12 protein-coding genes are annotated in these 12,724 nt (G+C 67.2%); 7 read left to right on the forward strand and 5 right to left on the reverse strand.

The genetic code is table 11. The features are described from left to right. Positions 1-34: 34 nt before the first annotated feature. The 5 genes from cydB to V3B41_RS05675 all read right to left on the reverse strand — a co-directional run bounded on the left by cydB (position 35) and on the right by V3B41_RS05675 (position 3,920). A complete protein-coding gene (cydB, locus tag V3B41_RS05655) occupies positions 35-1,048 on the reverse strand; it encodes a cytochrome d ubiquinol oxidase subunit II (RefSeq protein ID WP_197619359.1) in 1,014 nt (337 codons plus the stop codon). A 1-nt stretch (position 1,049) separates the two neighbouring features. Next, positions 1,050-2,447: a cytochrome ubiquinol oxidase subunit I gene (locus V3B41_RS05660; protein WP_049431660.1), complete on the reverse strand. Its 1,398-nt coding sequence runs from the start codon at positions 2,445-2,447 to the stop codon at positions 1,050-1,052. 250 nt (positions 2,448-2,697) lie between these two features. Further along, positions 2,698-2,913: a hypothetical protein gene (locus tag V3B41_RS05665; protein ID WP_049431658.1), complete on the reverse strand. Its 216-nt coding sequence runs from the start codon at positions 2,911-2,913 to the stop codon at positions 2,698-2,700. Continuing rightward, positions 2,910-3,554, reverse strand: a complete 645-nt coding sequence (locus V3B41_RS05670; protein WP_049431655.1) for a sigma-70 family RNA polymerase sigma factor — start codon at positions 3,552-3,554, stop codon at positions 2,910-2,912. The genes V3B41_RS05665 and V3B41_RS05670 overlap by 4 nt, the downstream gene beginning before the upstream one ends. A 36-nt stretch (positions 3,555-3,590) precedes the next feature. Continuing rightward, complete coding sequence (locus tag V3B41_RS05675; RefSeq protein WP_049431652.1) at positions 3,591-3,920, reverse strand: hypothetical protein; 330 nt, start codon at positions 3,918-3,920, stop codon at positions 3,591-3,593. A 167-nt stretch (positions 3,921-4,087) separates the two neighbouring features. Between V3B41_RS05675 and V3B41_RS05680 the strand changes: the two genes are divergently transcribed. The 7 genes from V3B41_RS05680 (at position 4,088) to hemF (ending at position 12,638) form a co-directional block, all read left to right on the forward strand. After that, positions 4,088-6,457 (forward strand): S9 family peptidase, encoded by a 2,370-nt coding sequence (locus V3B41_RS05680; RefSeq protein ID WP_197619357.1) that lies wholly within the window; start codon positions 4,088-4,090, stop codon positions 6,455-6,457. Further along, complete coding sequence (locus tag V3B41_RS05685; protein ID WP_329860377.1) at positions 6,454-6,873, forward strand: NUDIX domain-containing protein; 420 nt, start codon at positions 6,454-6,456, stop codon at positions 6,871-6,873. The genes V3B41_RS05680 and V3B41_RS05685 overlap by 4 nt, the downstream gene beginning before the upstream one ends. Before the next feature lie 30 nt (positions 6,874-6,903). Beyond that, a complete protein-coding gene (locus V3B41_RS05690; protein ID WP_049431640.1) occupies positions 6,904-7,461 on the forward strand; it encodes a hypothetical protein in 558 nt (185 codons plus the stop codon). A 35-nt stretch (positions 7,462-7,496) separates the two neighbouring features. Next, a complete protein-coding gene (locus V3B41_RS05695) occupies positions 7,497-8,615 on the forward strand; it encodes a hypothetical protein (protein ID WP_329860380.1) in 1,119 nt (372 codons plus the stop codon). Between the two features lie 37 nt (positions 8,616-8,652). Beyond that, positions 8,653-10,269 (forward strand): hypothetical protein, encoded by a 1,617-nt coding sequence (locus V3B41_RS05700; protein ID WP_329860382.1) that lies wholly within the window; start codon positions 8,653-8,655, stop codon positions 10,267-10,269. A 132-nt stretch (positions 10,270-10,401) separates the two neighbouring features. Continuing rightward, a complete protein-coding gene (locus tag V3B41_RS05705; protein ID WP_329860384.1) occupies positions 10,402-11,667 on the forward strand; it encodes a hypothetical protein in 1,266 nt (421 codons plus the stop codon). A gap of 74 nt (positions 11,668-11,741) precedes the next feature. Continuing rightward, positions 11,742-12,638: an oxygen-dependent coproporphyrinogen oxidase gene (gene hemF, locus V3B41_RS05710; RefSeq protein WP_329860386.1), complete on the forward strand. Its 897-nt coding sequence runs from the start codon at positions 11,742-11,744 to the stop codon at positions 12,636-12,638. The last annotated feature ends 86 nt before the right edge of the window (positions 12,639-12,724 follow it).

A 12,724-nucleotide genomic window follows, 5' to 3' on the forward strand; every position in this document is an offset into this window, starting at 1 on the left:
GGGCCGGGCAACAGCCGGCCCCGCCTTCAATCGATCAGTGGTAACCGGTATCGGCGTGCACCTTGCCGCGGAATACCCGGTAGGACCATGCCGTATAGCCGAGGATGACCGGCAGCAGAACGACCAGCCCGACCAGGGTGAAGCCCAGCGAGGAGGCCGGCGCGGCCGCCTGCCACAGCGTCATCGACGGCGGCAGCAGGTACGGCCACATGCCCAGCACCAAGCCGAGGAAGCCGAGCACGAACAGCGCCAGGCTGAGCAGGAACGGCGGCAGGTCACGGCGTGGATGGGTGGCGCTGCGCCACAGCGCGGCCGCCACTGCCAGGGTCAGCAGCGGTACCGGCGACAGCCACCAGAAGTTGCCGTCGCTGAACCAACGCGCCATCAACCGCGAGTCGAGGAACGGCAGCCAGCTGCTGACCAGGCCCATCGCCGCGATCACCGCCACCACCAGCGGCCGGGTCATCTGTCGCGCCAGCGCCTGCACGCGCCCTCCGGTCTTCAGGATCAGCCAGGTGCTGCCCAGCAACGCGTAGCCGGCCACCAGCGCGGCGCCGGTAAGCATCGCGAACGGACTGAACCAGGCGAACGGTCCGCCCTGATAGACACCGTCCACCAGCGGGATGCCCTGCACCAGGGTGCCGAGGATCACGCCCTGGGCGAAGGTCGCCAGCAGTGAGCCAAGGCCGAACGCCACGCTCCACAGCCGGCGTGATCGATGCGCCTTGAAGCGGAACTCGAAGGCGACGCCGCGGAACACCAGCGCCACCACCAGCAGCAGCACCGGCAGGTACAACGCCGACAGCAGCACCGCATACGCCTTCGGGAAGGCCGCCAGCAGCCCGGCACCGCCCAGCACCAGCCAGGTCTCGTTGCCGTCCCAGATCGGCGCGGCGGTGTTCATCATCAGGTCCAGCTGTTCCTCGTCCTCGGCGAACGGAGCGAGGATGCCGATGCCGAGCACGAAGCCGTCCAGCACCACGTACATCAGTACGCCGAAACCGATCACCGCGAACCATGCCACCGGCAGCCAGGTCATCAGGTCCATGTCAGCGCTCCTCCAGCGGTTCGTCGGCCGCCGACAACGGGCGCGCCGGGGTATGGCTGCCGTGGTCCAGCGATGGTCCTTCGGCATGCGGCTGCGGTCCATGACGCAGGATCTTCACCAGGTACCAGATGCCCCAGCCGAACACGAACGCGTAGCCGACCACGTAAACGCCCAGCGACAGCGCGGTCATCCATGCACTCTGCGGGCCGACCGCATCAGCGGTGCGCAGCACGCCATACACCACCCACGGCTGGCGGCCCATCTCGGTGACGAACCAACCCGACAGCAGCGCGATGAAGCCGCTGGGCAGCATCCAGTTCCAGCCGCGCAGCAGCCATGGCGAATCCAGCAGCTTCCTCCGCCACAACTGGAAGGCCGACACCCAGGCCAGCAGCAGCATCAGCGTGCCCAGCCCAACCATGATGCGGAAGGCGAAGAACACCGGCGTCACCGGCGGCCGTTCACTGGCCGGTACCGAGGTCAGCGGATCGAAGGTGCCGTCCAGGCTGTGGGTGAGGATCACGCTGCCCAGCTTCGGGATGGCCACCTCGAAATCGTTGCGCTCTTCCTTTTCGTTGGGCAGCGCGAACACCACCAGGGGTACGCCCTCGCCCTCCTTCGTTTCATGCCAGTGCGCTTCCATCGCCGCGATCTTCATCGGCTGGTGCTTGAGCGTGTTCAGGCCATGCATGTCGCCGACGAAGATCTGCACCGGCACGGTCAGCGCCGCGAACGCCACCGCCGCGATCAGCATGCGTCGGCCCGCTTCCACATGCGTTCCCCTGCGCAGGTACCACGCACCCACGCCACCGATCACGAAACAGGTGGTGATGAACGAGCCCAGCGCCATGTGCGCCAGCCGGTACGGGAACGAGGGGTTGAACACCACCTGCCACCAGTCCACAGGATGCACGATGCCGTTGACCATCTCGTAGCCGGCCGGCGTATGCAGCCAGCTGTTGGACGACAGGATCCAGAACGTGGAGAACAGCGTGCCCAGCGCTACCATGCAGGTGGACAGGAAATGCAGGCGCGGCGAGACCCGGCCCCAACCGAACATCATCACGCCAAGGAAGCTGGCTTCCAGGAAGAACGCGGTCAGCACTTCGTAGGTCAGCAGCGGGCCGATGACCGTGCCGGCCACCTCGCTCAGCCGCGGCCAGTTGGTGCCGAACTGGAAGGCCATGACGATGCCGCTGACCACGCCCATGCCGAACGACACTGCGAAGATCTTCTGCCAGAAGAAATACAGCTCGCGCCACACCGGCAACTTCGTGCGCAGCCAGCGCCACTCGATGAAGGCCAACCAGCTGGCCGTACCGATGGTGAAGGCGGGGAACAGCACGTGGAAACTGATGACGAATCCGAACTGGATCCGGGACAACAACAACGCGTCCAAGGGACGCCTCCTGCCTGCGACCGGTGGGATACCGGACCACTTTAGGAGGATTTCGTCAAGGTGGGATGCGACCGGGTGACGCGCTGCTTCACTTTGTCGCAGGGCGGCGTGAAGGCCGCCGGACACGGCCCAGCGCTACCGATTGTCCGCTCCGGTAGCTGCCAACCTTGGTTGGCACACGCACCCAGGCACCGACTACGGTCGGCATCCAACCACCGCGATTGGAGCGACCCATCGCCCGGCAGGCGCCTCAGTGCCAGAAATACCAGGCCGCTGCAGCCAGCAGTGCGCCAAACAACAGCACCTGCACCACCACATAGCCCACACCGCTGTCGCGCGACTCGGCGGCAATGCGCTTCTGCAGCGCCTCGCTCACATCCGGCACGTCTTCCTGCTGCGCTGGCTCACGCAACGCCTGTGCCAGCGCGCGCGCTTCCGCATCGCGGGGATCGGTCGGTGGGTTCACAGCAGTTCTCCGGCGGTGGCGTGCCGCGTCAGTTCCTGTTTCAGGACCTGGCGTGCGCGGAACAGGTGGCTCTTGATGGTACCGCGTGCCAGCCCGGTCACCTGTTCGATCTCGGCCAGATCGAAATCTTCCAGATAATGAAGCCCGACGATCAGCCGCTGCGGCGCACTCAGCCGTTCCAGTGCTGCGCCCAGCTGGCGCCCGGCCTGCAATACCTCACTCAGTTCCGCCGGGCCCGGGCCTTCATCACCGATGCCAAGTTCTTCCGGCACCTCCACCGCTACCATCCATTGCGCTTCCAGGCGTCGCCGTCGCAGGTGCTGCAACGCGGTGGTGTAGGCCACCCGCGAAACCCAGGTACGCAACGAAGATTCAAATCGGAACCGGTGCAACTGACGGAACACCGCCAGGAAGGTTTCCTGCAGCAGGTCGGCCACCTGGTCGCGGTCGCCGACCATGCGACCGATCACGTGCGCGCAGGTACGCTGATACGCCTGCACCAGCTGCGCGAACGCCGGTTGCGAACCATCGATGATGGCGCGGACCAGGGCGCGGTCGTCATCCGCGTCGGGTATGGGCCCGGGGGCGACGTCGCGGCGACGCCCCCGCAATGCAGCCAGTGCTCCACCCAGCAGACTCATGCGCGGGGCGTCCCCTGTGCCCGTGGCATGCCTGCCTCAGCCCTTGCGCGTGGCGGGGCGGGTGAAGTGCCAGGCCAGCAGCTGGCCGAGGCCGGCACTGCCGACCATCGCGGCGGCGGCGCCGAAGGTCAGTTCGCGTGCACCGATCGCCTCCAGCAGGCCCATTGCCACGGCCAGGCTGACCAGGCTGATGCCCCAGCGCAGCGCGCCCTGGCGGCGGCGTTCTTCTTCCAGCACGGCCAATGAGCGGATCACTTCCTCCGGCACGTGCGGGGCCACCAGCTTGCTGCGCGCGCGGGCATCGGCAATGGCGTGGATCGCGTAGGCGATGCAGATGAAGAGGGTGATCGGAATCAGTTCCTGCATGGTCGGGCTCCTGTTCGGTGGATGATGCGGGTTCAGGAGAATGGATGCGCGACCACGGCCACCGGTTGCAGGATTTTGCCGATTCCGCTGCCATGACCTGTGGCCCCTGCCCCGGGCCCTTGCGGCTGCTACGCTTGCCCGGTTTCCTCTTCTGGTGCCGTCCGCCCATGTCCCGAGTGCTGCCCCTGTCCCTCCTGCTGTCGGCCGTGCTGGCCGCACCGGCTGCGCATGCCGCGCCGACGCCGATCACCATCGAACAGGCCATGGCCGACCCGGACTGGATCGGTCCGCCGGTCGAGAAGGCCTGGTGGTCGTGGAACAGCCAGCAGGTGGAATACCAGCTCAAGCGCAACGGCAGCCCGGTGCGCGATACCTTCCGCCAGCCGCTGGCCGGTGGCGTGGCCGCGCAGGTGGCCGATGACCAGCGCGGCACCTTGGACGTGGCCGAGCCGGTCTACGACCGCAGCCGCAGCCGCAGCGCCTTCGTGCGCAATGGCGACGTGTTCGTGCGCGACCTGCGCAGCGGCGCGCTGACCCAGCTGACCCGCAGCAACGAGCGCGCGGGCAACGTGAACTTCGCCGCCGACAACGGCGTGATCTGGCGGGTCGGCCAGAACTGGTTCCACTGGACCGCCGCCAGCGGCGTGCAGCAGGTGGCCAGCCTGAAGGCCGAGAAGGATCCCCGCACGCCGCCGAAGGCCGACGTGCTGCGCGACCAGCAGCTGCGCACGCTGGAGACCCTGCGCCGCGACCGTGACCAGCGCGAAGCCCTGAAGGACCAGGACCAGCGCTGGCGCCAGGCCGACCCGACCCGCGCACCGGGCCCGGTGTACCTGGGCGCCGACGTGGAGATCGGTGACAGCGTGCTGTCGCCCGACCTGACCCACCTGATCGTGGTGACCAAGCCTAAGGACTTCGATGACGGCCGCGGCGGCAAGATGCCGCTGTATGTGACCGAGTCGGGCTACGAGGAAACCGAGGACACGCGCACCCGCGTCGGCCGCAACGGCTTCGAACCGCACACCCTGTGGTACGTGGACGTGCGCACCGGCAAGGCCGAGAAGGTCTCGCTGGCCGGCCTGCCGGGCATCAGCACCGACCCGCTGGCCGAACTGCGCCGCAAGGCCGGCAAGGACGCGCTGAAGGGCGAACGCAGCGTGCAGGTGATGAGCGACTTCATGGGCGGCGGCATCCGCTGGAGCGCCGACGGCCAGCAGGCCGCAGTGATGCTGCGTGCCAACGACAACAAGGACCGCTGGATCATCAGCGTCAACGCTGCCGACGGCCGCGTGCAGAACCGCCACCGCCTGACCGACAACGCCTGGATCAACTGGGGCTTCAACGATTTCGGCTGGATGGCCGATGGCCGCACGCTGTGGCTGCTGTCCGAGGAATCCGGCTTCTCGCACCTGTACACCCAGGCCGGTACCGCCAAGCCGCAGGCGCTGACCAGCGGCAAGTGGGAAACCTCGGCGCCGGTGCCGTCGGCCGATGGCAAGGGCTTCTACTTCCTGTGCAACCAGCAGGCCCCGCATGACTACGAAGTCTGCGCGGTCGATACCGGCACCCGCCAGGTGCGCGAGCTGACCAGCCTCAATGGCGTGGAAGACTTCTCGCTGTCGCCGGACGGCCAGCAGCTGCTGGTGCGCTACTCCGGTGCCTACCTGCCGCCGCAGCTGGCCGTGCTGCCCAGCGCCGGTGGCCAGGCCCGTGTTCTGACCGACACCCGCACCGCCGACTACAAGGCACGCCAGTGGATCCAGCCGAAGCTGGTGGCGGTGCCGTCCAAGCACGGTGCCGGCGTGGTCTGGGCCAAGTACTACGAACCGGAAAACAAGGAACCGGGGAAGAAGTACCCGATCGTGATGTTCGTGCACGGCGCCGGCTACCTGCAGAACGTGCACCAGCGCTACCCGGCCTACTTCCGCGAGCAGATGTTCCACAACCTTCTGGTGCAGAAGGGCTACATCGTGCTGGACATGGATTACCGCGGCAGCGAGGGCTACGGCCGCGACTGGCGCACGGCGATCTACCGCAACATGGGCCACCCGGAACTGGAAGACTACAAGGACGGCCTGGACTGGCTGGTCGACACCCAGCAGGGTGACCGCGACCACGCCGGCATCTACGGCGGTTCCTACGGCGGCTTCATGACCTTCATGGCGCTGTTCCGCTCGCCGGGCACCTTCAAGGCCGGCGCCGCGCTGCGCCCGGTGGTCGACTGGCACCAATACAACCACGGCTACACCAGCAACATCCTCAACACCCCGGACATCGATCCGGAGGCGTACCGCGTGTCCTCGCCGATCGAGTACGCGCAGAACCTGCAGGACAACCTGCTGATCGCCCACGGCATGATGGATGACAACGTGTTCTTCCAGGACTCGGTGAACCTGACCCAGCGCCTGATCGAACTGCACAAGGACAACTGGTCGATCGCACCGTACCCGCTGGAGCGCCACGGCTACGTGCGCGCCGATTCCTGGCTGGACCAGTACAAGCGCATCCTCAAGCTGTTCGAGCAGAACCTGAAGTGAGCAACGCCGCAGCCACGATCCGCATCGTGGCTGCGGTCATCCTGGATGACCGCGGCCAGGCGCTGGTGGTGCGCAAGCACGGCGCCAACCGCTTCATCCAGCCCGGTGGCAAGCCCGACCCCCGCGAGACGCCACTGCAGGCACTGGCCCGCGAACTGGACGAGGAACTCGGTGTGCAGCTGCGCGCCGGGGCTGCCATCGCGCTGGGCACGTTCGAGGACTGGGCGGTGAATGAGCCCGGCCACCGCGTGCAGGCACAGGCGTGGTGGGTACAGGTGGACGGCACGCCACGGGCGCGCGCCGAGATCGCCGAACTGGCCTGGGTGCCGCTGCAGCCGCCGCATGGCCTGCCCTTGGCACCGCTGAGCGAACACCATATCCTGCCGGCCGTCGCCACCCGGGTGACGGCCCGCTGACCGCGTGGGCACCGATTGCAGGGACACCGGATGTCAGTGCCGCTTCCACCCCCCTCGTTGCAGCCTTCGCCCTACCACGCGTGGATTCGGCCGCTGGTCCAGGCCTCCTTCTGGCTGTCCGCACTGCTGACCGGCTACTTCGTACTGCAGGGGCTGCTGGTATGGCCACTGCACGACGTTCCACTCTGGCAACTGCTGGCCGGTGAAGTACAGCATCGGCAGATGCACAGCCTGACCTGGCTGCTGGCACACCCTGTGGGTGCCTCGATGATCGCCGCACTGCTCTGCCTGCTCTCGGCCGTGGCCAGCCGGGGCCTGCTGCGGGAGCGCCGCTGGGGCCTGTGGAGCTTCGTGGTGATGCTGCTGTTGAGCGCGCTGGCCAATTTCGCGATCACCTGGTGGCTGGACGTGTTCATGCGCGACATGATCGTGCTGCTTGCCGACGATCCGGACATGCAGCAATCGCTGCAGCCGCGGCGCTGGATGATGACCTTGACCCTGCTCGGCACGTCGGTCCTGTTCCTCGGCCTGCAGGGCTGGCTGGCCTGGCGCCTGCTGCGGCAGGATATCCGCTCGCGTTTCCACTGAGCCCCATCCCTTTCCCGCACGACAAGGACCGTCGCATGCGCTTGCTGGCTCTTCTCCCTGCACTACTGATGTTCGCCGCACTGCCTGTAGCCGCCGACGCGTTGCACTGCGGCGAGTACCGCAGTGCCGATGGCGGCATGGCGCTGGTGTTCACCACCCCCAGCACCGGCTACCGCCACAACGACGTCAGCGAGCCGCAGCCGCTGTGGGTTGATCGCAGTGCGGCGCAGACGCGCCTGGTCATGCTCGACGATGGCGTGGCAGAGCCGATCCGGATCAGTGCAGACGGGCAACGCATCAAAGACGATGTGCCGTTGGTCTACACCCTGCGCCAGCCCCGCACCTGCGCCGCCGAGCCCAGAGCGATTGCCGGCAGCTGTCGCGCCGCCGGCAGCCACTGCATTGCGCAGCTGCCCACGGCCTCTCCCGGCCAGGCCCAGCGCGCGTGCGGCGAAGGCGTTGGCGCGGGCTGCTCGGCGCTGTTGCGACAACTGCGCGATGGCAACGCCGCAGCCGCTGGTGACACCGGCGCCGCCCTCTTCGAACGCCCGTCCGCCTGCCGCGAACACACGCCCGGGCATGACCCGCAGGCCTGCGAGGCGCTGACCGGTGATGCGCTGGCCGCCGCGATGCAGCGGGTGGGTGAACGCCTGCAACAGGAAGACGAAGACACACTGGATTCACCGCTTCCGGCCGCTGCACGCGACCGTCTGCAGCAACTGTGTCTGCAGCACCGCAGTGGTCGCTTCTGCGTCGAAGTGGCCGAACAGCAGTTGATCGCGCTGGAACCCGCGTTGGCGGTGCAGGCCCTGCAGGTGGTCTGCGATGCAGGCCGCATCAGTGCCTGCGAACGCATCGCACCGCTGCGCGATCTCGGCGCGGATCTGCGCCTGGTGCCGGCCCAGCAGGTGCCGTGCGGCCGCTATCAGGCCGACGGTGGCGTGATCGACAGGCTCGACTTCGGCGATGGCGCGCGTGGCCGTCTGCATGACGGCGCGATCCACCTGCAGCAGAACGGCGAAAACCTTGTGCTGCGCCAGCTCGGCAATGGCGACCTGCTCGGCATGGATGCGCAGACGGGATATCAGCGTTACCAGCCGGTGCCCGGCACGCCACAATGCACACCCCCGCGCGAGGGCCGCGGTTCGCCGTAGCGCCTGGAGCTTCCCGTTCGATCGTCAAGGAGACGACATGCATTCACCCGCACCGCGCCGCCGATGGCTGGCCTGGGCGCTGCTGCTGGCCACGCCGATGGCCGCCGCACAGTCACCACAATGCGGCCTGTTCAAGGCCGATGAAGGCAGCGGTACGTTGCGCATCAGCTCGCCGAACCGCGGCGAGCAGAAGCATTTCGGCAGTGCACCGACGCCGGTCGCCTTCCAGCAGATCGACGGCAAGCTGCAGCTGGTGAACCTGGAATACGGCCTGCCCAGCGCGCTGCAGGTGCGCGATCGTGGCCGGACGGTCGAGGTCGATGGCACGGTCTACATCCTGCAGGCCCCCGCACAGTGCGCCGCAACCGCCGCGCCGGCTGAAGGCAGCTGCCTGGCCGATGCGGCGGCGTGCCTGGACAACCGTCGCGAAGCGGACCCGGCCGCTCTGGAAGCGGCGTGCCGGGAGGGCGTGCCCGGCATGTGCCTGCAACTGGCTGATCGTTGGCACGAGGAAGCCAAACCTACGGTCGAGGCCGATCCCGCTCTGGCAAAGGCAGCGTTGGACGCCGCCCTGTCCGGCATCAAACTCCCCGCCGCCTGCAATGGCGGTGGCTTCGAACAAGCCACACCAGCGTGTGCCGCTGCGCTGGAGGCGGACCCCGCTGTGCAGGAGCAGCTGGTCAAGGCGGCGATGACGGCAGCCATGACCGAAGCCGTGGTGACGATGGCAGCGCCGACCGCGCCGGTGATCATTCCGGCTGAGCGGCGCCATAAGTTGTTGCAGCTGTGCCGCGAGGTATCCCATGGCGGCTTCTGCACCCGCGTGGCTGAACTGTCCTGGGAGGCGGGAGATCCCCAGCAGGCGGTGCAGGCCCTGGCTGCGGCCTGCACACCCGGCAACGACGCCGCCACCTGCGAACGCCTGCCTGCGCTGCAGGCGGTGGGTGCATCGTTGCAGCCGCAGCCAGCAACTGCCCTGCCCTGTGGCAACTACCGGGCCGACGGCGGCCTGATGGACACGCTGGACTTCGGTGACAACGGCCTGGTCGGCGTTGGCTGGAGCAGCCATCTTCGCGCGCGCGTCGAAGAGGGCGACATCCGCATCCGCCACGACCGGGGCGGCGACTTCGTGCTGCGCCCGCTGCCCGGCGGCCAGTTGTTGGGCCTGGACACCTGGACCCGCTTCCAGGTGTTCACCCCTACCGGCGAGGGCCCGGCCCGCTGCAGCGCACCGAAGCAATACACGGTACTGCCGCTGCCGCAGGATTGCCCGCTGGCGCTGGCCAACGAGGACGGTGCCGACGCCTGCTGTGCGCAGGGCAAGCTGCAGGGCTGCAACATTCTCGGCAACCGCCTTGCGCTGTCCGGGCACTGGCTGCAGGCCGTCGAGCACTACACCACGGTCTGCCGCGCCGGTGTCCGCGAAGGGTGCGAGAACCTGGTCACCGCGCAGGGCAACGGTGCGGAGGTGGACGCGCGTCGAATCCTGGAACAGCTGTGCAAGGCCGACCGCAGCGGCCTGCACGTGGCCTGTGACGTGCTCGAAACCCAGAACTGGGAGCTGATCACGCTGGGCGGTGCCCTGCAGAAGGCAGTCGATGAGGCGGCCGTGGACAACGCTTCGACGCCGCGCAACTCCAACCGCAAGCGCTGAGCCGGCCAGGGCCTGTCCGCAGCTTCGGGCGGGCCCTGATTGTCGTGATCGACACACCTCGGGCGGGTTGTTCCCACCAGCCTGCAAGGGTTTCCGACGGAAATCACTGCTGCGTCCGAGCGGCTCCCTATCATGGATTTCACTGGAACTGGCGGGCATGCCCAGGTCATCGCCCAATGCGGGCTCCAGTATCTCCACTCATGCTGGGAAGGCGAAATGCCGCTAGATGCTCCGCGTTTGCTTGCCTGGTCGCCCGTGACCGGTGCCCTTCTGCTGTTCCTTTCCTTCCCAACCTTGGCAACCGGGGTCGCGTGTGGCGTCTTCAGTGACGAGCACGGAAGTTCGAAGATGGTTGTCGAGGCACCGGATAGAGGACATGCCATCTCCTACAGCGGAAGTCACTCTCGATTCGCCCTGCAACAATCCGGGGACGACGTGATCATCGTCAACCTCAGCACCGGCTATGCCCGCTCCGTGGGTACAGATCAGGGCGGACAGGCCCTTCACGACGATGGAACGCACTACTCGCTGATCGAACCGTCGCAGTGCTCGGCCGCACTCAGGCATCCCGCAGACAGCTGTCTCGCAGATCCCAAGCGATGCTTGGACATGCGGCATTCCATGGAAACCACCGCTCTTGAGAATGCATGTGCGGAAGGCGTGCCCTACATGTGCATGGCATTGCCGGAGAAGTACATCGAGCATCTGATCGATACCGGCACCATTGCTCCGCCGGGGGAACTGGCCACCAGAATGCGGGCGACGCTGGAGAGGCAGCTGGCCGCGATGCCGCTGCCCGCCGAGTGCCTGGATCCCGACAGCACTACCTCGGGGCCAGCGTGTCTGGCTCAGCTCGAGGAAGAACCCGAGCTGTTGAGTTCATTCAGGAACGCGATTGTCGCCGCTTCTTTGGGGCTGCATGCAGCCACTGTGGCCACCGCCACCCTTCCCAAGGATCACAGGGAAACGTTGCATGACTTCTGCACGAAGACGCCTGATGGTGCGTTCTGCCACAAAGTTGCCGATCTGCATGCTTCGGCAGGCGACCTTGGACGGGCAACGGAGGCCCTGGAACTGGCATGCACCGGTGGTCGGAGCCTCGACTGCGCATTGCTGGAACCACTTCGGGGACTGGGCCCGGACCTGCAGCCGGCCAAGGGCGTGGAGCTTCCGCAAGGAACGTTCGTCTCTTCGGGCGGCATCATAAGCTCCCTGACCTTCACTGAAGACGGCAGTGTCTCCGCGCCGTTCGGCCAACTGCAGGCCCGGCTGGAAAATGACCGCATCCATCTCAAGCATGCAAGGGTTGGAGAGCTGATCCTCCAGCCGCTGCTCAACGGAGATCTGCTCGGCATCGGGCAGCACGTTGGATTCGACTACTTCAGGGCGACCGAGTAGGAGGGGCTGATGGCCGCGTCTCCAAGGGACGGGGCCTTCCAGCGGTGCGTGGCCGTTGCGGTAAAGTACGCGCCATGAACGAATTCGAGCGCGTGCGCGCCTACCTCACCGACCTGCAGGACCGCATCTGTGCGGAGATTGAGGCTGCCGATGGGCAGGCCCGCTTCCAGGAAGACCTGTGGCAGCGTGCCGAGGGCGGTGGCGGGCGCACCCGCGTGCTGCGCGATGGTGCGGTGTTCGAGCAGGCCGGCATCGGCTTTTCCGACGTGGCCGGCAGCCGCCTGCCGCCGTCGGCCTCGGCCAACCGTCCGGAACTGGCCGGCGCCTCCTGGCGCGCCACCGGCGTGTCGCTGGTGTTCCACCCGCTCAACCCCTACGTGCCGACCACCCATGCCAACGTGCGCTTCTTCCAGGCGCAGCGCGACGGTGAAGTGGTGGCCAGCTGGTTCGGCGGCGGCTTCGACCTGACCCCGTTCTATCCGTTCGACGAGGACGTGCAGCACTGGCACCGGGTCGCACGCGATCTGTGCGCGCCGTTCGGCGACGAACGCTATGCCGCGCACAAGCGCTGGTGTGATGAGTACTTCTTCCTGCGCCACCGCAATGAAACACGTGGCGTCGGCGGGCTGTTCTTCGACGACCTGCACGGCGACTTCGAACGCGATTTCGATTACCTGCGGGCGGTCGGTGATGGCTTCCTCGATGCCTACCTGCCGATCGTGCAGCAGCGCAAGGACACCGCCCATGGCGAGCGCGAGCGCGAGTTCCAGCTGTACCGCCGCGGCCGCTATGTGGAGTTCAACCTGGTGTACGACCGCGGCACGCTGTTCGGCCTGCAGAGCGGTGGCCGCAGCGAGAGCATCCTGATGAGCCTGCCGCCGCGGGTGCGCTGGGAATACGGCTTCACCCCGGAAGCGGGCAGCGCCGAGGCGCGCCTGGCCGACTACCTGGTGCCGCGCGACTGGCTCTGAAGTTCCGGTGCCACGGATGACCGTGGCGCCTCCGTTGCCTGTGGTGCGCCCTGCACCGGACAGGCCCTGTTCCACCTCCTTCAAGG

Source organism: Stenotrophomonas sp. SMYL89 (genome assembly GCF_036319985.1).
Lineage (GTDB): Bacteria > Pseudomonadota > Gammaproteobacteria > Xanthomonadales > Xanthomonadaceae > Stenotrophomonas > Stenotrophomonas maltophilia_Q.